Origin of the sequence: Cupriavidus campinensis (assembly GCF_905397395.1) — a bacterium.
Taxonomy (GTDB): Bacteria; Pseudomonadota; Gammaproteobacteria; order Burkholderiales; family Burkholderiaceae; genus Cupriavidus; species Cupriavidus campinensis.
The window spans coordinates 21,248-44,969 of record NZ_CAJPVH010000016.1 but is presented as its reverse complement, the minus strand read 5'-3'; the positions used below and the strand labels follow the sequence as shown (position 1 = coordinate 44,969).

The 23,722-nt window shown below is 67.0% G+C and carries 24 protein-coding genes; 14 read left to right on the top strand and 10 right to left on the bottom strand.

What is annotated here, in order from left to right; genetic code table 11:
- Positions 1–11 precede the first annotated feature (11 nt).
- The 8 genes from flgG to KHO18_RS11915 all read left to right on the top strand — a co-directional run bounded on the left by flgG (position 12) and on the right by KHO18_RS11915 (position 10,339).
- A complete protein-coding gene (gene flgG / locus KHO18_RS11950; RefSeq protein WP_144199935.1) occupies positions 12–797 on the top strand; it encodes a flagellar basal-body rod protein FlgG in 786 nt (261 codons plus the stop codon).
- 11 nt (positions 798–808) lie between these two features.
- Positions 809–1,507 carry a flagellar basal body L-ring protein FlgH gene (gene flgH, locus KHO18_RS11945; protein ID WP_244844726.1) on the top strand — a complete coding sequence of 233 codons (699 nt, stop codon included), beginning with the start codon at positions 809–811 and terminating at the stop codon, positions 1,505–1,507.
- 7 nt (positions 1,508–1,514) lie between these two features.
- Entirely contained in the window at positions 1,515–2,708 is a 1,194-nt protein-coding gene (locus KHO18_RS11940) for a flagellar basal body P-ring protein FlgI (RefSeq protein ID WP_144199937.1), read from the top strand.
- Complete coding sequence (gene flgJ / locus KHO18_RS11935; RefSeq protein WP_144199939.1) at positions 2,708–3,721, top strand: flagellar assembly peptidoglycan hydrolase FlgJ; 1,014 nt, start codon at positions 2,708–2,710, stop codon at positions 3,719–3,721. The genes KHO18_RS11940 and flgJ overlap by 1 nt, the downstream gene beginning before the upstream one ends.
- A 12-nt stretch (positions 3,722–3,733) precedes the next feature.
- Positions 3,734–3,988: a hypothetical protein gene (locus KHO18_RS11930; RefSeq protein ID WP_211943257.1), complete on the top strand. Its 255-nt coding sequence runs from the start codon at positions 3,734–3,736 to the stop codon at positions 3,986–3,988.
- Positions 3,975–5,894 (top strand): flagellar hook-associated protein FlgK, encoded by a 1,920-nt coding sequence (flgK, locus tag KHO18_RS11925; protein WP_144199944.1) that lies wholly within the window; start codon positions 3,975–3,977, stop codon positions 5,892–5,894. The genes KHO18_RS11930 and flgK overlap by 14 nt, the downstream gene beginning before the upstream one ends.
- A 43-nt stretch (positions 5,895–5,937) precedes the next feature.
- Positions 5,938–7,173 (top strand): flagellar hook-associated protein FlgL, encoded by a 1,236-nt coding sequence (gene flgL, locus KHO18_RS11920; protein WP_144199946.1) that lies wholly within the window; start codon positions 5,938–5,940, stop codon positions 7,171–7,173.
- Between the two features lie 490 nt (positions 7,174–7,663).
- A complete protein-coding gene (locus tag KHO18_RS11915; protein WP_211943256.1) occupies positions 7,664–10,339 on the top strand; it encodes an excinuclease ABC subunit UvrA in 2,676 nt (891 codons plus the stop codon).
- Positions 10,340–10,399: 60 nt separating this feature from the next.
- Here the strand turns inward: KHO18_RS11915 and KHO18_RS11910 are convergent, their stop codons facing one another.
- The 6 genes from KHO18_RS11910 to gcvA all read right to left on the bottom strand — a co-directional run bounded on the left by KHO18_RS11910 (position 10,400) and on the right by gcvA (position 16,485).
- Positions 10,400–11,365 (bottom strand): Bug family tripartite tricarboxylate transporter substrate binding protein, encoded by a 966-nt coding sequence (locus KHO18_RS11910; protein WP_244844723.1) that lies wholly within the window; start codon positions 11,363–11,365, stop codon positions 10,400–10,402.
- 132 nt (positions 11,366–11,497) lie between these two features.
- On the bottom strand, positions 11,498–13,012 hold the full coding sequence (locus KHO18_RS11905) for an NAD(P)/FAD-dependent oxidoreductase (RefSeq protein WP_211943255.1): 1,515 nt from the start codon (positions 13,010–13,012) through the stop codon (positions 11,498–11,500).
- Positions 13,009–13,317, bottom strand: coding sequence for a (2Fe-2S)-binding protein (locus KHO18_RS11900; RefSeq protein ID WP_211943254.1), 309 nt, complete (start codon positions 13,315–13,317; stop codon positions 13,009–13,011). The genes KHO18_RS11905 and KHO18_RS11900 overlap by 4 nt, the downstream gene beginning before the upstream one ends.
- A complete protein-coding gene (locus tag KHO18_RS11895; RefSeq protein WP_144199952.1) occupies positions 13,301–14,443 on the bottom strand; it encodes an NAD(P)/FAD-dependent oxidoreductase in 1,143 nt (380 codons plus the stop codon). Before KHO18_RS11895 ends, KHO18_RS11900 begins: the two co-directional genes overlap by 17 nt.
- A gap of 154 nt (positions 14,444–14,597) precedes the next feature.
- Positions 14,598–15,521 (bottom strand): LysR substrate-binding domain-containing protein, encoded by a 924-nt coding sequence (locus tag KHO18_RS11890; protein ID WP_144199954.1) that lies wholly within the window; start codon positions 15,519–15,521, stop codon positions 14,598–14,600.
- 79 nt (positions 15,522–15,600) lie between these two features.
- Complete coding sequence (gcvA, locus tag KHO18_RS11885; protein WP_144199956.1) at positions 15,601–16,485, bottom strand: transcriptional regulator GcvA; 885 nt, start codon at positions 16,483–16,485, stop codon at positions 15,601–15,603.
- Positions 16,486–16,583: 98 nt separating this feature from the next.
- On the opposite strand from gcvA, the gene KHO18_RS11880 reads away from it, so the two are divergent.
- Both KHO18_RS11880 and KHO18_RS11875 read left to right on the top strand, forming a co-directional pair.
- Positions 16,584–17,426, top strand: coding sequence for a DMT family transporter (locus KHO18_RS11880; protein WP_144199958.1), 843 nt, complete (start codon positions 16,584–16,586; stop codon positions 17,424–17,426).
- A 46-nt stretch (positions 17,427–17,472) separates the two neighbouring features.
- Positions 17,473–18,234 (top strand): SDR family oxidoreductase, encoded by a 762-nt coding sequence (locus KHO18_RS11875; RefSeq protein WP_144199960.1) that lies wholly within the window; start codon positions 17,473–17,475, stop codon positions 18,232–18,234.
- 58 nt (positions 18,235–18,292) lie between these two features.
- Here the strand turns inward: KHO18_RS11875 and KHO18_RS11870 are convergent, their stop codons facing one another.
- Positions 18,293–18,751, bottom strand: coding sequence for a hypothetical protein (locus tag KHO18_RS11870; protein ID WP_144199962.1), 459 nt, complete (start codon positions 18,749–18,751; stop codon positions 18,293–18,295).
- 211 nt (positions 18,752–18,962) lie between these two features.
- Here KHO18_RS11870 and ydfG point away from each other — a divergent pair, with 211 nt between their 5' ends.
- Positions 18,963–19,712: a bifunctional NADP-dependent 3-hydroxy acid dehydrogenase/3-hydroxypropionate dehydrogenase YdfG gene (ydfG, locus tag KHO18_RS11865; protein WP_144199964.1), complete on the top strand. Its 750-nt coding sequence runs from the start codon at positions 18,963–18,965 to the stop codon at positions 19,710–19,712.
- A gap of 53 nt (positions 19,713–19,765) precedes the next feature.
- Here the strand turns inward: ydfG and KHO18_RS11860 are convergent, their stop codons facing one another.
- Complete coding sequence (locus tag KHO18_RS11860) at positions 19,766–20,212, bottom strand: Ohr family peroxiredoxin (RefSeq protein ID WP_211943253.1); 447 nt, start codon at positions 20,210–20,212, stop codon at positions 19,766–19,768.
- Positions 20,213–20,441: 229 nt separating this feature from the next.
- Between KHO18_RS11860 and KHO18_RS11855 the strand changes: the two genes are divergently transcribed.
- Together KHO18_RS11855 and KHO18_RS11850 are read left to right on the top strand one after the other, a co-directional pair.
- On the top strand, positions 20,442–20,903 hold the full coding sequence (locus KHO18_RS11855; RefSeq protein WP_092295696.1) for a MarR family winged helix-turn-helix transcriptional regulator: 462 nt from the start codon (positions 20,442–20,444) through the stop codon (positions 20,901–20,903).
- A gap of 90 nt (positions 20,904–20,993) precedes the next feature.
- Complete coding sequence (locus KHO18_RS11850) at positions 20,994–21,584, top strand: PAS domain S-box protein (RefSeq protein WP_186296899.1); 591 nt, start codon at positions 20,994–20,996, stop codon at positions 21,582–21,584.
- A gap of 211 nt (positions 21,585–21,795) precedes the next feature.
- Here the strand turns inward: KHO18_RS11850 and KHO18_RS11845 are convergent, their stop codons facing one another.
- The gene (locus KHO18_RS11845; RefSeq protein ID WP_144199968.1) at positions 21,796–22,551 is read right to left on the bottom strand and encodes a transporter substrate-binding domain-containing protein; all 756 of its coding nucleotides are present in this window, start codon (positions 22,549–22,551) and stop codon (positions 21,796–21,798) included.
- Between the two features lie 195 nt (positions 22,552–22,746).
- On the opposite strand from KHO18_RS11845, the gene KHO18_RS11840 reads away from it, so the two are divergent.
- Positions 22,747–23,193 (top strand): cupin domain-containing protein, encoded by a 447-nt coding sequence (locus KHO18_RS11840; RefSeq protein WP_211943252.1) that lies wholly within the window; start codon positions 22,747–22,749, stop codon positions 23,191–23,193.
- A gap of 27 nt (positions 23,194–23,220) precedes the next feature.
- On the opposite strand, the gene KHO18_RS11835 is transcribed toward KHO18_RS11840, so the two are convergent.
- On the bottom strand, positions 23,221–23,694 hold the full coding sequence (locus KHO18_RS11835) for an MEKHLA domain-containing protein (RefSeq protein WP_144199972.1): 474 nt from the start codon (positions 23,692–23,694) through the stop codon (positions 23,221–23,223).
- Positions 23,695–23,722 lie beyond the last annotated feature (28 nt).

The window sequence follows — 23,722 nt, the reverse complement described above, 5'->3', positions numbered from 1 at the left end:
GAAGGAAAACCATGATCCGCTCACTCTGGATTGCCAAGACCGGCCTCGATGCGCAGCAGACGCAGATGGACGTGATCTCGAACAACCTGGCCAACGTGTCCACCACGGGCTTCAAGCGCAGCCGCGCCGTGTTCGAGGAACTGATGTACCAGACCATCCGCCAGCCGGGCGCGCTGTCGTCGGACCAGACCGTGCTGCCCTCGGGCATGCAGCTGGGTACCGGCGTGCGCCCCGTGGCCACGGAACGTATCCACACGCAGGGCAACCCCACGCAGACCGGCAACTCGCGCGATGTGGCCATCATCGGCCAGGGCTTTTTCCAGGTGACGATGCCGGACGGCACCACCACCTACACGCGTGACGGTTCGTTCCAGGTGGACCCGAACGGCCAGCTGGTGACGTCGAGCGGCTTCGTGCTGAACCCGGCCATCACGCTGCCGGCCAACTACACCTCGGTGAACGTAGCCCGCGACGGTACCGTCACGGTGATGCAGCCGGGCCAGACCAACGCCGCCACGGTCGGCCAGATCCAGCTCGCCACGTTCCCGAACCCGGCCGGCCTGGAAAGCCTGGGCGAGAACCTCTACGCGCAGACCGATGCCTCGGGCGCGCCGAACACCACCGTGCCGGGCCTGAACGGCGCGGGCACGCTGCAGAACAACTACGTTGAAGCGTCGAACGTGAACGTGGTCGAGGAACTGGTCAGCATGATCCAGACCCAGCGCGCGTACGAAATCAACAGCAAGGCAGTGCAGACGTCCGACCAGATGTTGCAACGCCTGACCCAGATGGGATGATGGGAGTGACCATGGCCGCCAAGCTGCATCGCCTCGGTGTGTTTGCCCTGTACGCCTTTGCCGGCCTGGCCGTGCTGGCGAGCGGCGGCTGCGCGCTGATGCCGAAGGAGCCCCTCGTGCAGACGCCCACCACGGCACGCGCCGAGCCGCGCGCCGTGGGCGCGCCCACGGGTTCCATCTTTGCCTCGTCCTACGCGGGCAATCCGCTGTTCGAGGACCGGCGGCCACGTAACGTTGGCGACATCCTGACCATCGTGATCAGCGAGAACGTCAACGCCAGCAAGAACTCCGGGACCAATGCCAGCCGCACGGGCAGCACCACGCTGTCGTTCGACGCGGTGCCACGTGCGCTGGCCGGTCTGTTCAGCGCCAGGTCGAATGCCGATGTCAACGGCAGCAATGCCCTGAAGGCCAGCGGCGGCGCCACCGCCGCGAACACCTTCAACGGCACCATCACCGTCACGGTGCTGGAAGTGCTGGCCAACGGCAACCTGGTGGTGTCCGGAGAAAAGCAGATGGCCATCAACCAGGGGGCGGAGTTCATCCGTTTCTCCGGCGTGGTCAATCCGCGCACGATCACCGGCGACAACGCAGTGCCGTCCACCCAGGTGGCGGATGCACGGATCGAGTACACCGCCAAGGGATACATCGACGAAGTGCAGAACATGGGCTGGCTGCAGCGCTTCTTCCTCAATGTCTTACCGTTCTGATCCCGCCATGTTTCTGCCTCCGATGCCTTTCCACAAGCCAGGCTCGCTATTGGGCACCCCGCCCGGCCTTTCTACCCGCTGGGGTCGCGCGGTCTCTCTTCCTCGCCTGTTGCTCGCGCTCGCGCTGGTCTTCGGACTGGCGGGCGCCGGCACGGCGCATGCGGAACGTCTGAAGAACCTCGTCACGTTTCAGGGCGTGCGTGACAATCCGCTGATCGGCTACGGCCTGGTCGTGGGGCTGGACAACACCGGCGACCAGACCATGCAGACGCCGTTCACCACGCAGAGCATTACGAACATGCTCTCGCAGCTCGGCGTGACGCTGCCCGCCGGCAAGAACATGCAGCTGAAGAACGTGGCGGCCGTGATGGTGACCGCCACGCTGCCGCCGTACGCGCAGCCGGGCAGCCAGCTCGACGTGGTGGTCTCGTCGATGGGTAACGCCAAGAGCCTGCGCGGCGGCACGCTGCTGATGACGCCGCTCAAGGGCGCCGACGGCCAGGTGTACGCCATCGCGCAGGGCAACATGCTGGTGGGCGGCGCGGGTGCGGCGGCCAACGGCAGCAAGGTCCAGATCAACCAGCTGGCCGTAGGGCGCATCGCCAACGGCGCCGTGGTGGAACGCGCCGTCGCGGCCTTCCAGCCAGAAGGCGGCTACATGAACCTGGAACTCAAGGACACCGATTTCGGCACCGCCGAGCGCGTGGTCGACGCCATCAACCGCAACCTGGGCCCCGGTACTGCCGCCGCCATGGATGGCCGCGTGGTCCAGGTGCGCGCCCCGCAGGCGCCGACGGCACGCGTGGGCTTCCTTGCCCGGATCGAGAACCTCGACGTCACCCCGGCCAAGGCCGCCGCCAAGGTCATCCTGAACGCCCGCACCGGTTCCATCGTGATGAACCAGGCGGTCACCGTGGAAGACTGTGCCGTGGCGCACGGCAACCTGTCGGTGGTGATCAACACGCAACCGGTGATCAGCCAGCCGGCCCCGTTCAGCAACGGGCAGACCGTGGTGGCGCCGGTGTCGCAGATCGACCTCAAGCAGGGCGGCGGCTCGCTCCAGATCGTCAAGGCGGGCGCCTCGCTGGCCGCGGTGGTCAAGGGCCTGAACGCGCTGGGCGCCACGCCGGCCGACCTGCAGACCATCCTGGAGGCCATGCGGGCCGCCGGGGCACTGCGCGCGGAACTGGAGATCATCTGATGTCGGGCGCCACGCTTTCCTCGCAGACCGACGTCTCGCAGCGCTTCGCGCTCGATACGCAGGGCTTCGAGGCGCTCAAGAACCAGGCTCGCGCCGGCAACAACCAGAACACCCTGCAGGCGGCCGCCAAGCAGTTCGAGGCCGTCTTCACGCAGATGGTGCTCAAGAGCATGCGCGACGCCACGCCGCAGGACGGCCTGTTCGACAACGAGCAGACCAAGCTCTACATGTCGATGATGGACCAGCAGCTCTCGCAGCAGCTGTCCTCGCGCGGCATTGGCCTGGCCGATGTGATGATCCGCCAGCTGGCGCGGGCCACGGGCACGCAGCTGCCGGACACCATGGCCGCGCCCGGGGTGGGCGGACGCCAGCAGGACGCCCAGATGGCGGCCCTGCTCGATAGCCGCGGCGCTACCGACGCCGACGGCCCGCCGCCGATCGGCACCGTACTGCCCGGCAGCGCGTGGAACCCCACCGCCGGCGTGCGCCAATACCAGGGCCAGGCAGACTGGCAGCAGAACGGCCAGTCGCAACTGGGCCAGTTGCCGGACGACTCCCCCGAACACATCAGCAACTTCGTCAACCGGCTGGCCGGACCGGCCATGGCCGCCTCGCGCGCCTCGGGCGTGCCGGCCAAGCTGATCGTCGGCCAGGCCGCGCTGGAATCGGGCTGGGGCCGCCGCGAGATCACCAACCCGGACGGCTCCACCACCTTCAACGTGTTCGGCATCAAGGCCGGCGCCAACTGGAAGGGGCCGACCGCCGAAGTGCTGACCACCGAATATGTCGATGGCCAGCCGCAGAAGGTGCGGGCCCGCTTCCGTGCCTACGGCTCCTACGACGAAGCGTGCGCTGACTACGCGCGACTGCTGACCACCAACTCGCGCTACGCGGGCGTGGTGGCCGCCAACAGCGCGGAAGAAGCCGCGCATGGCCTGCAGCGCGCCGGCTACGCCACCGATCCGGCCTACGGCGAGAAGCTGGTCCGGATCATGAAGAAGGTTTCGACCTGAAGGGTGGGCGGCATGGCAACGCATTCGCCGCCCAACGCCCCGTACCACGCCTCGCGCGGCCCGCTCTCGGCCGCGCTATTGTCGCTTCCAGACTACGTCTTCAAGCAAGTGATCGCTCACAACATGCGCGCCAGCCAGAACGTGGAAATGGCCGATGAGACGCTAAAGTCCCGCGTGGTTCGCGCCGTTAACTTGCTCATCCACCGCCGCCGGCCGCACGCCGAAGGCTACCAACAGATCCGGGGTCAGACACATGTCTCTCTTTAATATCGGTCTTTCGGGCCTGAACGTGGCGCAGAACGCGCTGACGACGACCGGCCACAACTTCAGCAACGCGGCTACCGCGGGCTATACGCGCCAGAACACGATTATTGCGTCGGCGGGCGGCCAGTACACCAGCTCGGGCTTCTACGGCCAGGGCTCCAACACCATTACCGTGCAGCGCGTGTACGACAGCTTCCTGACCGGGCAGCTGCGTGGCGCCACGTCGGCCAGCGCCCAGCTGGCGACGTACGCGGACCAGCTCTCGCAGATCGACAACCTGCTGGCCGACCAGAAGGGCGGTCTCTCGCCGCTGATGCAGAAGTTCTTCGCCGCCGTGCAGGCCGTGTCGGACACGCCGGCGGACACCGCCGCGCGCCAGAGCCTGCTCTCGGCTTCCCAGGCGCTGGCTGGCCAGATCAAGTCTTCGAGCGACTACTTCAAGCAGCTGCAGGACGGCCTGAACACGCAGATCAAGTCGACGGTGACCCAGGTCAACGACTACACCAAGCAGATCGCGAACCTGAACAAGGAAATCACGCGCATGACCGCCGCCGGCGGTGGCCAGCCGCCGAACGACCTGCTCGACCAGCGCGACCAGGCCGTGGCCATGCTGACCGAACTGGTCGGCGCCAAGGTGGTGGTGCAGGACGGCGGCACGTACAACGTGTTCGTCGGCAACGGCCAGCCGCTGGTCATGGGTAGCGATTCGTACGACATGGTGGCGCTGCCCTCGGCCACCGACCCCGGCCGCACGACGGTGGGCTACACGCTCCTGAGCGGCAACATCATCGAAGCCTCCGAGGGCTCGGTGACGGGCGGCTCGCTCGGTGGCATCCTGAAGTTCCGCTCGGACTCCCTGGAGCCGGCACAGAACGCCATCGGCCGCCTCTCGCTGGCCATCGGCCAGACCTTCAACAACCAGCACAAGCTGGGCATAGACCTGAACGGCGCCATCGGCACGGACATGTTCTCGCTGGGCTCGCCGGTGGTCTACGCCAACAAGAACAACACCTCGGCGGCGATTGCCTCGGCCACCATCGATAACGCCAGCAACCTGACGACCAGCGACTACGCGCTGAAGTTCGACGGTACCAACTACACGCTGACGCGCCTGTCGGACAATAAAGTGGTGGCCTCGCAAGCGGCCGCCCCGACCGCCGCCACGCCGATGGTCGTCGATGGTGTCTCGATCAGCCTTAGCGCGCCGATGAACGCCAACGATTCGTTCCAGATCCAGCCGACGCGCAACGCGGCTGCCAGCTTCGGCACGCTGATCACCGACCCGGCCAAGGTAGCCGCCGCCTCCCCGGCACGCGCCGACGTCAACAAGAACAACACCGGCACGGGCACCGCCAAGCTCACCAACGTGGCGCAGGGCTTTGCGCTGCTGGCCAATGCGCCGATCACGGCCACGTACGACAGCGTGGCGGGTGCCTACACCTTCACCGACTCCACCGGCGCGGTAGTCACCCCGACCAGCACCGCGCCCAACGGCACGGGCACCGATGTGACCTTCAACGGCATGACCTTCACGTTCGACGGCGCGCCGAAGAACGGCGACACCTTCACGCTGGCCAACAACTCCGGCGCCGTGGCCGACAACGGCAACGCGCTGGCGCTGGCCAAGCTGCAAACGGCCAAGACCATCAACGGCACGTCGAGCTTCAACGACGCCTACGCGCAGCTGGTCAACGACGTGGGCAGCGCGACGAAGTCAGCGACCATCGCCTCGACCTCGCAGGACAGCATCACCAACCAGATCTATGTGGCCCAGCAGTCGGTCTCGGGCGTGAACATGGACGAGGAAACCGTGAACATGCTCAAGTTCCAGCAGCTGTACCAGGCCAACGCACGCGTGATCCAGACGGCCAGCACGCTGTTCGACACCCTCATCGGCATCGGCGCGTAATCGCGGCCGCCAACGATCTCAACGGATACGAAGGAATCTCGCCATGCGCGTTGCTACCTCTACCCTGTACCACCAGGGCCTGGCCTCGATGAACGGCCAGCAATCGGCCCTGCTGCACGTGCAGCAGCAGCTCGGCACCGGCCGCCGCATCCTGACGCCGTCCGACGACCCCGTGGCCGCCACGCGCGCGCTGGGTGTGTCGCAGTCCGGTGCAGTGAATACCCAGTACACCACGTCGCGCAGGCAGGCCACGGCCTCCCTCGGCCTGGAAGACAACACGCTGGCCACCGTCACCACGACGATCCAGAGCATCCAGACCATGCTGGTGAACGCCGGTAACGGCACCATGAGCGACAACGACCGCGCGTCGCTGGCCACCGCGCTGCAGGGCCAGTTCGACCAGCTGATGGGCCTGGCCAACGCCGACGACGGCAACGGCAACTACATCTTCGCCGGCCTGCAGTCGGGCACCGTGCCGTTCTCGCTCAACGCGGCGGGCGGTGCGCTGTACCAGGGCGACACCGGCCACCAGCTGCTGCAGGTGGATGCCGCGCGCCAGATGGAAGCGGGCAACAACGGTTCGGAAGTGTTCATGAGCGTCACCGGCAACGCCGGCTACGTGCTCAAGGGCAATTCGACCAACACCGGCACGGGCACCTACAGCGCGATCTCCGTCACGGACCCGACCGACCCGCTGTACGGCCACTCGCTGACGCTGACGTTCCAGACCAATGCCGGCACGGGCAGGATGCAGTACAGCATCATGGACACCACCACCGGTACCGCCGTGGGCACCCCGACGGACTACGCGGAAGGCGTGGCCATCAATGTGGCTGGCGTGTCGTTCTCGGTGAAGGGCGCCCCGGCAGACGGCGACACCATGACCGCCAAGCCGGCGCAGCAGGCCGGCGCAGACGTGTTCGCGAACCTGAAGGCCGTGATCGATGCGCTGAAGGCCCCGATCAACACCGGCCTGAACCAGGAAGCGGCTAACGCCAACCTGCAGAACGTGATCGCCACGGGCATCCGCCAGTTCAGCAACTCGCTGGACAACGTGCTGACGGTACGTTCGTCGGTGGGCTCGCGCCTGAATGAAATCGACGCGCTGGACACCATCGGCGAGAACCGCGCGCTCTCGAACGCGCAAACGCTGTCGGGCCTGCAAGACCTGGACTACGCGGCCGCCATCAGCGAGTTCTACCAGCGCCAGACCGCGCTGCAAGGCGCGCAGCAATCGTTCATGCAGATCCAGGGGATGAACCTGTTCAAGTATCTGTAAGAGAGGACGGGCCGCCGCCGGCCCGGCGTTTGAGAGGTGGGCCCGGCGTTTGTGAGGTGGTGAGAGGACGAACTTTCCAAACCTTGTTCGTCCCTCACACCGGGTCATGAAGTCGACGTCCGCGTCTTCTCGGCCCGGCCCAAGCTCATCACTGTTGCGGACAACGGTCGCACACTGAAGCTGCTCTTCCTGGCTCTCGGGCGGACGCCAGCGTCACCCGATTGTCGCTTACCAGTCCTGCTCAAGAACGCTATCGCACGACGCGTTCGCAAGCCCAGCGCCCCTCGCAGAAGCGTCCGATAGGATGCTTTCTCATATTCTCCTCGTCCTCACCCCCTCCTTGGCATGGTTCCTGCCTTGCGGGACTATTGCCGCCGCTCGCGGTCCCCGACCACGTACGAATTAGCTGAAAGCCGTAGATTCCGTCGGGAATTTCTGCAAGAGTGCCGGTTCCGAGCAAGCGAATCAGAAACGAGTACGGCCAGTTCGCATGAAGGATGAAAAACGCCAGGGCCAATTGACACAGGACGACACGTTGCCGGCTGCCGCCGGCGGCGTGGCAGGCAACTTCGTCCGCGTGCGCGGTGCGCGTGAGCACAATCTCAAGAACGTGGATGTCGATATCCCTCGGAACGCGCTGGTGGTCTTCACCGGCGTTTCGGGTTCAGGGAAGTCGTCCCTGGCGTTCGGCACACTCTATGCGGAAGCACAGCGGCGCTACTTCGAGTCGGTAGCCCCCTATGCCAGACGGCTGATCGATCAGGTCGGCGTGCCGGAGGTGGACGCCATCGAAGGACTGCCGCCGGCCGTTGCGCTCCAGCAGCAGCGCGGTACGCCGAATGCACGTTCCACCGTCGGGAGTGTCACCACGTTGGGGAGTCTTGTGCGCATGCTCTATTCGCGCGCCGGCACCTATCCTGCCCGGCAGCCAATGCTGTATGCGGAGGATTTTTCGCCAAATACGGTGGAGGGCGCCTGCCCCACCTGCCATGGTCTGGGGCGAATCTATGATGTCACCGAGCAGTCCATGGTCCCCGACGATTCGTTGTCGATACGCGAGCGCGCGATTGCGGCATGGCCGCCCGCATGGCATGGACAGAATCTGCGCGACATCCTGGTCACGCTCGGTTACGACGTGGACAAGCCCTGGCGCGAGCTACCGAAGAAGGATCGTGACTGGATCCTGTTCACCGAGGAACAGCCCACGGTGCCGGTCTACGCTGGCTTTACGCCCAGGGAAGTGCGCGCTGCGCTCAAGCGCAAGCTGGAGCCCAGCTACCAGGGGACGTTCACGGGCGCCCGCCGCTATGTGTTGCAGACCTTTGCCACGACGCAGAGCGCGTTGATGAAGAAGCGGGTGGCGCAATATATGTTGGGGCGCGAATGCCCGGCATGTCACGGCAAGCGGCTCAAGAAGGAAGCGTTGTCGGTGACGTTCGGGGGCATCGACATCGGCGAGTTCGCGCACCTTCCCCTTGCCCGCGTGGCGGAGATCATGCGTCCCATTGCGCACGGAGAGTGGGCGAGCCCCGATGTAGCATCCGGCGCGGTGCTGAGCACGAAAGCGATGCGCGCTGCCACGGCGAGGCGCGTCGCCGCGGGAGGCTCCGCGCACAAGGTGGCGCCCGACGTGCGCCGCACGCCCAACCTCTCCGACGAAAAGCGGCTGGCCGCGCAACGCATCGCGGAAGAGCTGATGGAGCGGGTGTCCACGCTCATCGATCTCGGACTGGGCTATCTGTCGCTGGACCGCAGCACACCGACCCTGTCGTCGGGCGAATTGCAGCGGCTGCGGCTCGCTACGCAATTGTCGTCCCAGCTGTTCGGCGTGGTCTATGTGCTCGACGAGCCATCGGCCGGGCTGCATCCAGCCGACGGCGAGGCGCTGTTGCTGGCGTTGCGACGATTGAAGGCGGCCGGCAACTCGCTGTTCGTGGTCGAGCATGACACGGAGACCATGCGCCACGCGGACTGGATCGTAGACGTTGGACCGGCCGCGGGTGAGGGCGGCGGACGTGTGCTCTATAGCGGGCCGCCTGACGGACTCGCGGCGGTGTCGGCATCGCGTACCGCAGGGTATCTGTTTGGCCAGCACCAGGCGCCGCAGCGAATGCAGCGTGATCCGGCAGGCTGGCTCCAGCTCGCGCATGTCTCCCGCAACAATCTGCACAAGCTCGATGCTGCAATCCCGCTGGGATGTTTCGCGGCGGTGACGGGTGTCTCGGGTTCGGGGAAATCGAGCCTCATCAGCCAGGCACTCCCGGAACTGGTGAACCGTCATCTGGGCCGCGCGACCGACAACGATGCCGACGAGGAGCGCGATCCGCTGTTCGCGGTAACGGATGCGCCGACGGAAGGGCGCATCACGGGCGGCATGGAAGCGGTGCGCCGCCTGGTGCGCGTCGATCAGAAACCGATTGGCCGCACGCCGCGATCGAACCTCGCTACCTATACCGGACTGTTCGATCATGTGCGCAAGCTTTTCGCGGACACCCCCGCGGCGCGCAGACGGCGCTACACGCCAGGGCGCTTTTCCTTCAATGTGGCACAAGGTCGTTGCCCGACATGCGAAGGCGAGGGCTTTGTAAGCGTGGAGTTGCTGTTTCTGCCGAGTGTCTATGCACCGTGCTCCACCTGCCATGGCACGCGCTATCAGCCGCAGACACTGGAGATTGCCTGGCAGGGCAGGAATATTGCTGACATCCTCGGTCTGACCGTCGATGCGGCATGCGACGTCTTTGCGGACGAGCCGCCGGTGATGCGATCGCTGAAGGCGTTGCGTGATATCGGACTGGGATACCTTCGCTTGGGGCAGCCCGCCACCGAACTCTCGGGTGGTGAGGCACAGCGCATCAAACTGGCCAATGAACTGCAACGCGCGCAGCGCGGCGACACGCTTTACGTGTTGGACGAGCCCACCAATGGACTGCATCCGGCCGATGTGGACCGCCTGCTGGTGCAACTGCAGGAACTGGTGGATGCGGGAAACACCGTCGTGGTCGTCGAACACGACATGCGTGTCGTGGCACAGGCGGACTGGGTGATCGACATGGGGCCCGGTGCCGGAGAACAGGGCGGTCGCGTCGTGGCTTGCGGCCGCCCAAGCGAGATTGCAAGCGTGGAGGTGAGCCGGACGGCGGGATATCTGGCAAGGGAGCTGCGTTGATCCTCCCTGTAACGGGCGTTGAGCCACTCAACGCCCGCCCTGCCTGGGTCATCCCGCTGGTCAGTCCAGCTTGATGCCGACGGTCTTCACGACCTTCTCCCACTTCTGGGCGTCACGGTTCACCAGTTGCGTGAACTCCACCGGGCCCAGCGCGCTGGGCTCCATGCCCTGCTTGGCGATCGAATCACGGATGGAAGGTTGCGCCACCACGGCGGCGATCTCCTGTGCGAGGCGGTTCACCGTCGGCATCGGCGTGCCGCCCGTGGTGAAGACGCCGTACCACGACACCACTTCATAGCCGGGCACGCCGGACTCGGCGATGGTCGGCACGTTCGGCATGGTTTCCACGCGCTTGGTGCTGGTCACGGCGAGGATGCGCACCTTGCCGGAATCGGCCCCCGCCTTGGCCGATGGCAGGCTCGCGAAGGTCATCTGTGCCTGACCCGCCATCACATCCTGCATCGCCGGCGCATCGCCGCGATAGGGGATGTGCGTGATGGAGACGCCAGCCATGCTCTTGAACAGTTCGGCCGACAGGTGCGAGATCGTGCCATTGCCCGGCGACGTGACATTGAGCTTGCCCGGATTGGCCTTGGCGTAGGCGAGCAGCTCCTGCACGCTCTTGACCGGCAGGTCATTGTTCACGACCAGCGCGTTGGCGGACTTGGCCACCAGCGAGACCGGCTGCACGCCCTTGACGGGGTCGTACGGCAGCTTGCTGTAGATGGACGGCGCAATCGCCTGGCCGCCCACCGAGCCCAGCAGCAGCACCGAGCCATCCGGCTTGGCGCGCGCCATCTCGGCGGTGGCGATGGTGCTGCCGCCGCCCGGCTTGTTCTCCACCACGATGGTGGTCTTGGTGTTCAGCTGGAACTGCGTGGCGACCGTGCGGGCGATGACATCGTTGCCACCACCCGGCGCGAAGCCGACCAGCATCCGCATCGGGCCCGGCGGCAGTTCCTGGGCCATGCCTTGGGCGGCGGCCAGTGCGAGGGCGAGAGCGGGGACGATCTTGGAAAACGCCATGGTTGATTCTCGATAAGGGGGTTGAGGAGTGCTCTCAGGATGTCGTCGCTGTGCTGGTTCGACTGGCGGGACGCGGGATGCCATGCATGACCCGGTCCTCGCTTCTGTTTTCATGTTGCTGCCTACTGCGCTTTACTTCTTGAACCGGACCACGGCGTCCCGCGACGCCTGGGTCTGCGGCAGCGTGGCGATCTCGCCAAGCGTCACCGGCTTGGTGGGAAACCGCAGCCGGTAATAGCCCACGTCACGCGGATGGCGCTGTTGTTCGTCGGCGATCAGTTCGGTCACGGTCAGCCCGCACAGACGACCCTGGCACGGCCCCATGCCGCAGCGCAGGAACGCCTTCAGCTGGTTCGGGCCCTGACAGCCGATGCGCGCGGCGTGGCGCACCTGTTCGGCGGTGGCTTCCTCGCAGCGGCAGACGATGGTGTCGCCCACTGGGCGGCGGAACTGCGGCAGCGGGCGATACAGCACCTCGAAGAACTCGCGGCCCCGCGTGGCGCGCGCCAGCGCCGCCTGATGCGAGGCGGCCTTGCCGTCACGGGTTGCCTTGCCGATGCGACCCAGCGCGGCAGCGGCATGCACGGCGGCGATGCGGCCCCGATGCTCGGCGGCCACGGCGCCCGCGATGCCTGCGCCATCCCCGGCAATGCTCACGTGCGGCATCGACGTCGCGCCCCACGCATCCACCATCGGCTCCCAGCAGTCCTGGCGCTCGTTCCAGACATGCTCGGCGCCAATGGCGCGCGAGAGGTTGGTATTCGGCACCACGCCCTGATGCAGCAGCAACTGGTCGATCGCCATGCTGTGGCGCTGGCCCGCCGCCTGATAGCGCAGCTCGGCGACCTGGCCGCCGGCGCCGGCGATGGCTTCAAGCGCCGTCACGCCGCTCACGATCGGCACGGCCTTGCGAACCGCGCGCAGCAGCTTCAGCCCCTTGCCGAGATAAGGCGAGCGAAGGAAGCCCCAGGCGTGCGGCAGCGCCTTGCGCCATTGGGCGCTATCGGTCGTCTCGAGAATCGCCTCGAGCTTCACGCCGGCATTCAGGTATTGATAGGCGAGCAGGTAGAGCAGGGGCCCGCCGCCCGCCAGCACCGTGCGCCCTTCGGGCACCACGCCGGAGGTCTTCAGCAGGATCTGCGCGGCGCCGGCCGTGATCACGCCGGGCAAGGTCCAGCCCGGAATGGGGAATGGCCGCTCCTGCGCGCCGGTGGCCAGGATGATGTGGCGGCAGTGCAGCAGCGCGGCCTGCGGGTCCTGGCCGGGGTGGGCCACCGAATACGCGACCTCGAAGCCGGCGGCCCGGCCATCGGTATCGGTATCGCCGTCGCCATCGCCCTCCGTACCAGGCTGCGCGTCGAGCGTGTTGACCGACCATACGGTTGCCGCCGGCAGATGGCGTGCACCGCTCCTGGCGAAGGGCTCCAGCAGGCTCAGGCCGTGCCAGTAGTCTTCGCCCAGGATCGCGCGGTTCTGCACCGGGGTGCTGCTGATCGCGCGGTAGATCTGTCCGCCCGGGGCCGGTTGCTCGTCGATCAGTACCGTCGACAGGCCCAGCGCGGCAGCTTCGGTGGCCGCAGCCAGCCCGGCAGGGCCGGCGCCGACCACGAGCAGGTCGCACGTAGTGGTAGCGATCTCGATGCTCATGCCGCCACCTCGCGCGCGCCGTGCTGGCGTTCCACGGTCATGCCATCGCGCACACGCGCCATGCAGGCCTGCTGGTTGGGCCGGCCGTCGATGCGGACCAGGCAGTCGTAGCAGATGCCCATCATGCAATAGGGGCCGCGTGCGGCGCCGGAAACGGCCGTGTCGCGGCAGGCCAGCACACCGGCGGCGAACAGGGCCGCCGCCACGCTGTCGCCTTCCCGGCATTCCAGCGCGGTGCCATCCACGGTGACCCGTACCTTGCGATCCGTCGCTTGCAGGACGGCCGCGTCAATGCGTCTGAACATGGAATCTCCGGGTCGAAAAAGTGGCCAGCTCGGGTGGCAGCTCGCCAGCGGCGATCATGGGGGCGAGGTGCATCGCGTGCGTGGCGGCCAGCGTCACGCCGCTATGGCAGGTGACGATGAACGCGCCGGGGTGCGTTGCCGATTGTTCGTAGACCGGGAAGCCGTCCTTGGCGCGCACGCGCAGCGCGGACCAGGCGCGTACCGCGCGCACGTCGCGCAGCGCGGGCAGGGTGCGCACGGCACGGTCGGCCAGCGTGGCCAGTATGGGCAGCGTGGTGACCTGTTCGGCGTAGCCCGCCTCTTCCTGGGAGTCGCCCACCAGCCAGCTGCCCTCGTCGTTCTGGCGCAGCGTGACCATGGGCGTGTCCAGCAGGCGGCGCGTGCGTTCGAGCACCAGGATCTGGCCGCGCTGCGGGGCCATCGGCAGGTCGATGCCCACCATGCGGCCCAGGTCGCCGTTGCGCAGGCCGCCGGCCAGCACGATCTTGCGCGCCCGCACGGTGCCATTCGGCGTGGTCAGCACGAAGTCGCCGCCAGGCTGCTGCACGATGTCCGTGATGCCGTGGTGCGGCAGGTACTCGACCCCGCTGGTGCTGAACGCGGTATGGAAGGCGCGCAGCAGCTTGAGCGGATTGACGATGCCATCGTGCGGCGTCCAGATCGCCCCGGTGACATCGGGACCCAGGCCGGGCACGAGCGAAGCGGCCTGGTGATGATCCAGGAACTTCCATTCGTAGGGCTCTACGCCGGGCTGTGACATCAGTGTGTTGACCCAGGCCAGGCGCGCCTCGATCTCGTAGTCGCCCATCAGCGGCGTCAGTCCGCCTTTTTGCTCGAGGGCCACGTCGATGCCGGTCTCCTGCAGCAGGCCGGCTGCAAGTTTTGGCCACAGCCGCGTGGAGTTCAGCGTCCAGCGGCTGTACGCGCCCATGCCGTAGCCCTTGCTCTGCAGCCAGACCAGGCCGAAATTGCCGCGCGAGGCGCGCAGGGCGATATCGCCCTCGTCGAGCACGGCGATCGTGCCCACGCTGCCGCGCAGGCCGTAGGCCACGGCCGAGCCGACCAGGCCGCCGCCGATGACGGCAACGTCGAACACGGGGAGTCGGGAGGTGGAGGCTGCGGTCATCTGCAGCGCCTTCCGTGAGGGGATTGCGGGCCTTGGGCCCTGCTGGAAATCATGTCTGGTACTCGCAAGCATCATGAAAACACCAGCCGAAACAGCGGTGTGTCAGTGCGAGCCAGTATGCGGAGCGCGCGCCGCGCGCGCAAATACGAGTCTGTCAGGCGTCTATACGAAAACCTGATAGCCCCGGTGGCAGGGATGCCGTTTCGGCAGCGATGAGTTCCTTCAGCCGCTCGATAAAGCGGTCCACCAGCACGTTGGCGGGCCGGTTCCGGGCCAGCAGGAGGTAGCTGACGAACGGTATACGCGGCCGGAATGGCCGGACCACCACCTCGGCGGCGTGCATGCGGGCGACCAGCGGATTGACGATGCCCACGCCCAGCCCCAGCCCGACCATCTTGCAGATGGTGGCCCCGTAGGGGGTCTCGAAGTGCATGACACGCCGGTCGTCGGCGGCGAACGCCGCATCCACGGCGGCGCGCAGGCCATCCCCGTGACTCATCGAGATAAAGGACTCGCCGGCCAGGTCGGCGGGCGTAATGACGTCCAGACTGGCCAGGCGATGGCCGGGCGGCAGCACGCAGCAGCCCGCGAGTTCGGCCACGGGCTGGGCATCGGTGACGGCGGCGGGGGGCAGGAACGATACCAGCCCGAGGTCGCAGTAGCGGCTGCCGACGCTGTCGGCCACCAGCTGCGTACTGCCGGTTTCCATGGCGACGTTGACGCCCGGGTAGTCGGCATGAAACCGCTGCAGCACCAGCGGGAGCACGGTCATGGCCAGCGAGGGGACCGTGGCGATGCGCAGCCGGCCCTTGCCGAACTGGCGAATGTTGCGGGCGGCGTCCTTGAGCGTGTCCAGGCCCACGAAGGCGCGTTCCACTTCGCGCAGGAAAGCCAGGCCCTCCTCGGTGGGAATCAGGCGGCCGGCGCTGCGCGTGAACAGCGTCAGTCCCGTGGACGATTCCAGCTGCGCGATCAGCCGGCTCACATTCGGTTGCGACGTGTACAGCTCGGTGGCCGCCGCGGTCATCGAGCCGGAGCGCATCACGGCCTGGAACGCACTGATTTCCTTGAACTTCATGCCGGGGTCTTGGGAGGGCGGGGACTAGCGGGCGATGGTATACCAGATCCGTATGGGTCCGTAGCGCATCGCCGCAGAATCACATCCCCTCCCGTTCCAGCCATGACTGGAACAGCCCGACCAGTTCATCGCCCCGTTTCTCGTCCGGCACGTAGGCGCAATAGCTGCGCGACGGCAGGCGCGGGCCGGCGAATGGGGCGACCAGCCGCCCGGCGGCGAGGTCGTCGGAGACCAGCGACGTCGGCCCCATGGCGATGCCGATACCGTCGATGGCCGCCTGCAAGGTCAGGTAGAAGTGGTCGAAGGTCAGCGTGGCCGCCGGCCGCAGCCCGGGGATCTGCGCGCTCGCCAGCCAGTCCGGCCAAAGGCGCGGCAGGCTCGAGGTATGCAGCAGGGTGTGGTGGCGCAAGTCGCCCGGCACCCCGAGCGGCTGGCGCTGCAACAGCGCCGGGCTACAAACCGGCAGCCGCTCCTCGGTCAGGAAAGGCCGCATCGCGTAGCCGTAGAACGTGTCCGGACCCCCTCGGATGATCAGGTCATGGTCGTCCTTCAGGCTCTCCAGCGGCTCGTTCGACGTCTCCACCTTGATCTCCACATCGGGATGCTCGGCGCGGAATTTGGCCAGCCTCGGCACCAGCCAGCGCAGGGTGAAGGTGGCGGGCGCGTTGACGGAGAGGGTCCGGGAGACCGGCCCGGGCACCCCGTAGCGCGCGGTGGCCTGCGCGAGCTGTTCGAACAAGGGGCCGATTTCCGCCAGATAGGCTTTCGCCGCCGGCGTCAGCGTCACGCGGCGGTTATGCCGCTCGAACAGCGCGGCGCCGAGCCATTCCTCGAGCAGGCGCACCTGCTGGCTCACCGCCCCGTGCGTCACGTGCAGCGCGGCGGCGGCTTCCTTGAAGCTGCCCAGCCGGCCTGCGGCCTCGAAGGCCCGCAAGGCATTGAGCGGCGGCAATACCCGTTTCATGGCAATAGATTTTCTAACGCGATGTGGCAATTTATCTGGTTTGTCGTGCCGCTTCAAGATAGATATTCTTGGGCATTTCCTGCTCCCCTCCCACCCCAATGCTCAGCTATACCGGCGGTATCGTGCTCCTCGCCGCCATGCTCCACGCGAGCTGGAACGCCATGCTGCACGGCAACCGCGACCGGTTCCTGTCGATGACGTGGATGAGCATCGCCATCGCGGCCGTCGCCACGCTCGTCGTCCTGCGCAACCCCTTGCCGGCCAGCGCCGCCTGGCCGTACATCGTCGCGTCGGGGCTCGTGCATATCGTCTACAACGTGAGTCTGGTGCGGTCCTATCGCCGCAACGACCTGGCGCTGGCGTATCCGATTGCGCGCGGCTCGTCGCCGCTGCTGGTCACGCTTGGCGCCGCGCTCTTCGCGGGCGAGGCGATCGGCCCCTTGCGGGCGCTTGGCGTCGCGATGGTCTCGGGTGGCATCATCGTGATGGCCCTGCAGGGGCACCGCGCGTCCCGCGCGGGGGCGCTGGCCGCGCTGACCACCGGGGCGATGATTGCCCTCTACACCGTGATCGACGGCATCGGCGTCAGGTTGTCCGGCGACCAGCCGCTCAGCTATACGGCGTGGATGTTCCTGTTCTACTGGCTGATGCCGGTGTTGTTCGTCGCGGTGCGGGGGCTGGCGCCGCTTTGGGCACCGGTGCGGTCCGAGCCGCTGGCGGTGGGTTCGTCGCTGGTCGGCGGGCTGGTGTCGATTGCCGCCTATGGCATCGTGATCTGGGCGCTGCAATCGGGTGCGATGGGCGCGGTCTCGGCGTTGCGCGAGACCAGCGTGGTCTTCGCGGTCCTGATCGGGCGGGTGTTCCTGCGGGAGTCGGTCAGCGGTACGCGCTGGCTCGCCTGCATCGTCGTCGCGGCCGGCGCGGTGTGCCTGGGGGTTTGAGCCTGCCACAATAGTTAATCAATCATCACATGAGGATGCGCAAAACATGAATACCGTCCCGCAGGCACCGCTGATTCTGATCACGGGGGGCAGTCGTGGCGTGGGCGCCGCCACCGCGCGCCTGGCCGCCGCACAGGGCTACGATGTGGCGATCAGCTACGTCGCCAATGAATCCGCCGCCCTCGCAGTGGTGGCCGATGTGGAAGCGCTGGGCCGCCGGGCGCTGGCCGTGCGCGCGGATAGCGCGGACCCCGAGCAGGTCGCCCAGCTATTCGCCGCCATCGACCAGACGTTCGGCCGGATCGACGTGCTGGTGAACAACGCCGCCATCCTCGCACGGCAGTCCCGGCTGGAGGATCTCGATTTCGCGCGGATGCAGCGCATCTTCGCCGTCAACGCCATCGGCCCCATGCTCTGCGCCCAGCAGGCGGCCCGGCGCATGTCCCAGCGTCACAACGGGCGGGGCGGCGTGATTATCAATATCTCGTCGGGCGCGGCCCGGCTCGGCAGTCCGAACGAGTATGTCGACTACGCGGCGTCCAAGGGCGCCCTGGAGACCTTCACCACCGGCTTCGCCAAGGAAGTCGCGCGGGAGGGCATCCGCGTCAACTGCATCCGCCCGGGGCACATCTACACCGAGATGCATGCCAGCGGCGGCGAACCCGGACGGGTGGATCGCGTCAAGGACTCGATCCCGATGGGCCGGGGCGGCCAGCCGGAAGAGGTCGCCCGCGCGATCCTGTGGCTGGCCAGCGCCGACGCGTCCTACAGCACCGGCACCTTCCTCGATGTCACGGGCGGGCGGTGAGCAGGCGCGCCAACGGGTGGGGGGCTACGGGGCTACGGGGCTTGGGCTACGGCTTGGGCTACGGCTTGGGCAGGCTGTGCATCAGGCGCCGGAAGTCATCAGGACATTGCGTCTTCAGCCGCTCCAGGCTGGTCCTGAGCTGGTCGACCCGGTCGGACTGGGTCTCGGCCTTGATCTGGCGGATCTGTTCGGCCAGTTCCAGGAACGCCTTCAGCGCGGCCTTGCTGTCGGGGTCGTCGGCAGGCTTCTGGTGTTTGACCAGGACTTCCAGGGCGTCCATGATGCGGCCGAGCTGGCGGCCATAGCTGTTTTCCGAGAGGATGCGGCGCTCCATGCCGGGGTCCCTCGAATTGTCCTCCGAGACAATGTAGGTATCCCCAAAGCGCCAGTTCGGCAGAATCGGCTGACTCAGCCATGGCGACACGAAGTAGCGCGAGCAGTCCTGCATCAGCTGCCGCGTGGAACTGGACCACGCATCAAAGACGTTCGGGGCAGGGTCATCGTGCGCGGTCGGCATGGTCGAGCTCCTTTGGGTGCGGGGTCGGTCGTCCAGAAACTATAGAAGACCGTGTGGGGTTTCGCCCGCCAGGATGGCGGACGCCGGCCCAGTGCCATGGCCTTCCACGCCGGCAGGTCTCAGGGCAGCCAGTGCGTGTCGCCAGCCACGGCTGGGGCAGGGGATACGGTGTAGTATCGGTGCCCGAACCCGTCCCAGTTTGGAGAGCAAGATGATCGTTTTCGTTACCGGCGCCACCTCAGGATTCGGCGCCGCCATTGCCCGCCGTTTCGCCACGGCGGGCCATCGCGTGATTGCGGCCGGACGCCGTGCGGACCGCCTGGCCGAGCTGGCCGACGCGCTGGGCCGCGATAAGGTATTGCCGCTGATCCTCGATGTCCGCGACCGCGAAGCCGTGGCCGCCGCCGTGGCCGCGCTGCCGCCGGAGTTTGCCGAGATCGACCTGCTGGTGAACAACGCCGGCCTGGCACTGGGCCTGGAGCCGGCGCAGAAGGCTGATCTGGACAACTGGGACACGATGGTCGACACCAACGTGAAGGGCCTGATGTATATGACGCGCGCCGTGCTGCCCGGCATGGTGGCGCGCAACCGCGGCCACGTGATCAACATCGGCTCCACGGCCGGCGCCTACGCCTATCCGGGCGGCAACGCCTACGGTGCGACCAAGGCCTTCGTGCGCCAGTTCTCGCTGAACCTGCGCGCCGACCTGCAAGGCACCCGCGTGCGCGTGACCGACGTGGCGCCGGGGCTGGTGGGCGGCACCGAGTTCTCGTCGGTGCGATTCAGCGGCGATCAGGCTCGCGTGGAGAAGGTCTACGAAGGCGCGGACGCCCTGACGCCGGACGACATCGCCGAAACCGTGTTCTGGGCCGCAACGCTGCCCGCGCGCGTCAACATCAACTTCGTGGAAGTGATGCCGGTCACCCAGTCGTTCGGGCCGCTGGCGATTCACCGGGAGTAAGGCAGGCATGGCGCAACGCGGAAGCGGTTGCGCCATGACCCCCGTTACCGCCGTTACGCGGTGACGACGCTCAGCACGACGTCGATATTGCCGCGCGTAGCCTTCGAGTACGGGCAGATGGCATCGGCGCGGTGCGCCACGGCTTCGGCCGCCTCCTGCGCCACGCCGGGCAGGTTGACGTGGATGCGGCCCTGCAGGAAGTAGTCCGCGCCAGTCATGCCCAGGTCCACCTCGATCTCGACCGACAGGTCGGCCGGCACCGCCACCTTCAACTCCTTGGCCGCAAGGCCCAGCGCGGCGATATAACAGGCCGACCACGCGCCGGCGAAGAGCTGTTCAGCCGTCGGGTGGGACTGCACCGCTTCATAGGCATAGGTCGGCGCCGTGTCGTTGCCGGGCGTGGTGAGATGGAGGTCGAGGTTGCCGTGATGGCGCGGGCCGCCCTTGCTGCCGGTGGTGTGGGTCTTGCCGGTGAACAGTACTTTTTCGATCTTGGTCATGATGGGTGAGGGTCTCTCTCAAACTAGTGTGGTTTAACAAATCGCATGCGATGTAATCGCATGCGTTGCATAATGGTTCACGGGACCGGACAAGTCAAGGCGTTTGTACGGCGCGCGTGAAGAAACCCGGCGGGCGGCGTGGCGGTGGGCCGGGGACGGCGCTCAGCGCTTACGATTGCGTCGCATACGATGTATTCTTTGCCATCGGCCCATCACGACGAGGAAGCAGATGAAACCCATTGATGAGACAAGCGCCGCGGATACCCCGCTGTCGGACTTCCTGTGCTTCGCGGTCTACTCGACCAATCTCGCCTTCGGCAAGCTCTACCGTCCCGTGCTGGACAAGCTCGGGCTCACCTACACCCAGTACGTCACCCTGGTGGCGCTGTCGGAGGCGGACGGCCAGACCGTCAGCGGCCTTGGCGAAAAGCTCTTCCTGGAGTCGAACACGCTGACGCCCATCCTCAAGAAGCTGGAGGCGATGGGCCATGTCGAACGCAAGCGCGACCCGGAGAACGAACGGCAGGTGCGCGTGAGCCTGACGAAAAGCGGGCGACGCGTGCGCGAGAAGGCCGCGAGCACCGACCTGATGTCGGCATGCGGGCTGACGCCGCCGGCCTTTGCCAAGTTGCAGAAGGAGGTCATCGCACTGCGCGACAACATCGTGCATGCGGTCAAGGACGAGACGTAGGGCCGGTGCCGCTGGAGTGAACGCCGATCCTCTGGCATGATCGGCCACATTGTCGCGATGGCTTTGTCGCGGCCCCGGGGATCGGTACACATGATTGAACGCTTGGCGGAAGACGCGATCCTGACGCTGGCGGACAGCTTGCCAGACACGGTGTTCCTGGTCGACAAGGCTGGGAAGATCCGCTACGTCAATGCGCGGTGCGCGGAGAGCCTGGGCCTGTCCCAGGCCGCCATCATCGGCCAGACCATGATCGAACTGGTGGCGCCGCATGACCGCGACCGGACGCTCCGTGAGGCGGGCGCGGTGATGGCCGGGCACCGGCGCACGGGGTTCGAGAACCGCTACCGGCACCGCGACGGCAGTGACGTTCACTTCTCATGGTCCGCCCGCTGGCTGGAGACGCATCAACTGCGCTTCGGCGTGGCGCACGACGTCACCGCCTTGCGGCAGCCCACCTGCGACCACCTGATTCCCGCCGCCTTGCTGAATGTATTGGAGCCCTGCGAGCAGCAGGTGCTGATGTTGCTGCTGACGGCAGCTTCCGAGAACCAGATCGCCGGACGGCTGGGCCTGACGGCATCCACCACGCAGGCGCATGTCGCCCGGGTCTTCACCAAGCTTGGCGTGCGCGGGCGCATGGGGCTGATGAGCCTGTGCCTGCGCGGCATGGAGCAGACCTGAAGGCATAGCGGGGCGTTCGACGGATAGGTCAGTGCGGACAAATGCAGTAATGATGTATTGCGATCCGCTAACAATTATTCTCGAATGCGCGCCACGCCATTGCGGAGGCCACGCGCCGCAGCGACCAGAGCGAGGACTATCGGAACGCGGCGACGGCCTTCGCGGAGAAGCGCAAGCCGACCTTCGTCGGCCGCTGAGGCTCGTCGATGGGTTAGCCCGCCGCCAACGGCGCCACGGTCGCGCCCTGGATGCGGTGCTTTTGCAGCGCCGCCGCCACCGCGCCGGACGCCTTGCGCTCCTCGACGAACGCCGCCAGGAAGGCCGCCGCCGCGTCGCCGCGAGACTTCGGCACGCCCATCGCCTGACGGATCACCATAAAGCGCTCGTCCAGCAGGCGCAGGTTGGGCAGGCCCCGGATATCCGCCTCCAGTTGCTGGCGCACCCCGGCGGCCACGTCGAGATCCTGTTCGAGGAAGGTGCGGACCACCTCCTGCGACGACGGCGCGTGCACGATCTCCGCATGCTGGAGTTCGCGGGACAGGAACAGGTCGTAGGCGCTGCCCTTGCCCACCACCACCCGGGTGCCGGCGTGGTCCACGTCCGCGTTGGTGCGCACCGGCGAGTCGTTGTGCACGAGGTAGTAGCCCTCGATCAGCACGTAGGGCTCGGTGAAGGCGATGCTGGCGCCGCGCTTGGGGTCGATGGCAAAGAAGCCGATGTCGGCCTGCTCGTTCGCCACCAGATCGACCGACTTCCCGGCGGTTTCCACCACCACCAGCTCGAGCTTCACGCCCAGCCGCTCGGCCAGCGCGCCGGCCAGGTCCACGGATACGCCGCCAGCGCCGCCAGCGCCGCCAGCGGCGGGAACGTCAACGCGGTGCGCAAGAATCGGATTGCCCAGGTTGATCGAGGCACGCAGCACGCCGGTCGGGGCGAAGGCGTCCAGGAGTGGCTTGTCTACGGTCATGGGGTAGCAGTCGGAAACCTACGTTGGGGGAGGGCGCCGGCCCGCACCGGGGCGGGCGTGGCGGACATTGTATCGCCGCGTATCGGCGCCGGGCGTTCGTACATCGGCATACAGAACCGCCCCCGGCCCGATACACGCGCCACACACCGGCGCGTTGCAATGTCGACTCATTCCACTGCAACGCAAAGGCTTCCCATGACTGCTACCCGCACCCCCGCCCGCACCCCCGCCAGCACCCCCGCCCGTATCTCCAGCCGTATCCTCGCCGCTACCGTCCTGCTGGCCGGCGCGGGGCTGTTCCAGGCCGCGCACGCCCAGAACGTCGGCCTCCATCGTACGGACCTGGTGCAGAGCGACCTGAGCACGCCGGGGCGCGAAGCCGTGCAGGTGCGGGTGGACTTCGACCCGGGCGCCGTCTCGATCAAGCATGCCCATCCGGGCGAGGAAATCGCCTACGTGCTGGCGGGCGAACTCGAATACCAGCTGGAGGGCCGCGCGCCGGTGACGCTGAAGGCCGGCGAGGCGCTGTTCATCCCGGACGGCACCGCGCACGTGGCCAAGAACGTGGGGCGTGGCAAGGCGTCGGAACTGGCGACCTATGTGGTCCGGAAGGGCGTGCCGCTGGTAGCGCCGGTCAAGTGACGTTCAAGGCACGGTCACGGCGCTTCCCTACAGGTCGCGCGTCCGGGGAATGATCACCGCCTGCCCGTGCAGCACGCCGTCGGCGTCGATCAGCTGCCACAGGGTGGCTTCCTCGATCATGAAGCGCTTGCCCGTGCGGGTGATGCGCACGCCGGTGTAGCCGGTCTCGTAGCCCACGCGCTGCACGCGCGCCAGGAACGCCTGCCGCTCCGCCTGATTGGGCGGCTCGGCGGAGAGCCGGGACGGCAGCCGCGTGATGGCGGCCCAGTCGTACTCGAAACGCTGCTGGGCGGCCAGGTTGCCGTAGACGAAAACCGGATCGGGCGCCGTGTTGTGGGCAAGTACCGCGAACGGCGCTTCCTCGTAGAGCCAGCGGGCCGCCTTGGTGGCGGGCATCGGCTCGGGCACCAGCGTGCGGCCGAGCAGCCGCTGGTAGCTATCGGCCAGAAGCTGGTAGTAGGCGGCGTCGCCGGGCTCGCGGGGGGAAAGTATCGAAGACATAGGCGTAAAGCGGAAGGAAGGGAGCCAA

Coding starts and splice junctions, on each gene's coding strand:
- flgG (WP_144199935.1), top strand. CDS start 12: ATGATCCGCTCACTCTGGATTGCCAAGACCGGCCTCGATGCGCAGCAG.
- flgH (WP_244844726.1), top strand. CDS start 809: ATGGCCGCCAAGCTGCATCGCCTCGGTGTGTTTGCCCTGTACGCCTTT.
- KHO18_RS11940 (WP_144199937.1), top strand. CDS start 1,515: ATGTTTCTGCCTCCGATGCCTTTCCACAAGCCAGGCTCGCTATTGGGC.
- flgJ (WP_144199939.1), top strand. CDS start 2,708: ATGTCGGGCGCCACGCTTTCCTCGCAGACCGACGTCTCGCAGCGCTTC.
- KHO18_RS11930 (WP_211943257.1), top strand. CDS start 3,734: ATGGCAACGCATTCGCCGCCCAACGCCCCGTACCACGCCTCGCGCGGC.
- flgK (WP_144199944.1), top strand. CDS start 3,975: ATGTCTCTCTTTAATATCGGTCTTTCGGGCCTGAACGTGGCGCAGAAC.
- flgL (WP_144199946.1), top strand. CDS start 5,938: ATGCGCGTTGCTACCTCTACCCTGTACCACCAGGGCCTGGCCTCGATG.
- KHO18_RS11915 (WP_211943256.1), top strand. CDS start 7,664: ATGAAGGATGAAAAACGCCAGGGCCAATTGACACAGGACGACACGTTG.
- KHO18_RS11910 (WP_244844723.1), bottom strand. CDS start 11,365: ATGGCGTTTTCCAAGATCGTCCCCGCTCTCGCCCTCGCACTGGCCGCC.
- KHO18_RS11905 (WP_211943255.1), bottom strand. CDS start 13,012: ATGAGCATCGAGATCGCTACCACTACGTGCGACCTGCTCGTGGTCGGC.
- KHO18_RS11900 (WP_211943254.1), bottom strand. CDS start 13,317: ATGTTCAGACGCATTGACGCGGCCGTCCTGCAAGCGACGGATCGCAAG.
- KHO18_RS11895 (WP_144199952.1), bottom strand. CDS start 14,443: ATGACCGCAGCCTCCACCTCCCGACTCCCCGTGTTCGACGTTGCCGTC.
- KHO18_RS11890 (WP_144199954.1), bottom strand. CDS start 15,521: ATGAAGTTCAAGGAAATCAGTGCGTTCCAGGCCGTGATGCGCTCCGGC.
- gcvA (WP_144199956.1), bottom strand. CDS start 16,485: ATGAAACGGGTATTGCCGCCGCTCAATGCCTTGCGGGCCTTCGAGGCC.
- KHO18_RS11880 (WP_144199958.1), top strand. CDS start 16,584: ATGCTCAGCTATACCGGCGGTATCGTGCTCCTCGCCGCCATGCTCCAC.
- KHO18_RS11875 (WP_144199960.1), top strand. CDS start 17,473: ATGAATACCGTCCCGCAGGCACCGCTGATTCTGATCACGGGGGGCAGT.
- KHO18_RS11870 (WP_144199962.1), bottom strand. CDS start 18,751: ATGCCGACCGCGCACGATGACCCTGCCCCGAACGTCTTTGATGCGTGG.
- ydfG (WP_144199964.1), top strand. CDS start 18,963: ATGATCGTTTTCGTTACCGGCGCCACCTCAGGATTCGGCGCCGCCATT.
- KHO18_RS11860 (WP_211943253.1), bottom strand. CDS start 20,212: ATGACCAAGATCGAAAAAGTACTGTTCACCGGCAAGACCCACACCACC.
- KHO18_RS11855 (WP_092295696.1), top strand. CDS start 20,442: ATGAAACCCATTGATGAGACAAGCGCCGCGGATACCCCGCTGTCGGAC.
- KHO18_RS11850 (WP_186296899.1), top strand. CDS start 20,994: ATGATTGAACGCTTGGCGGAAGACGCGATCCTGACGCTGGCGGACAGC.
- KHO18_RS11845 (WP_144199968.1), bottom strand. CDS start 22,551: ATGACCGTAGACAAGCCACTCCTGGACGCCTTCGCCCCGACCGGCGTG.
- KHO18_RS11840 (WP_211943252.1), top strand. CDS start 22,747: ATGACTGCTACCCGCACCCCCGCCCGCACCCCCGCCAGCACCCCCGCC.
- KHO18_RS11835 (WP_144199972.1), bottom strand. CDS start 23,694: ATGTCTTCGATACTTTCCCCCCGCGAGCCCGGCGACGCCGCCTACTAC.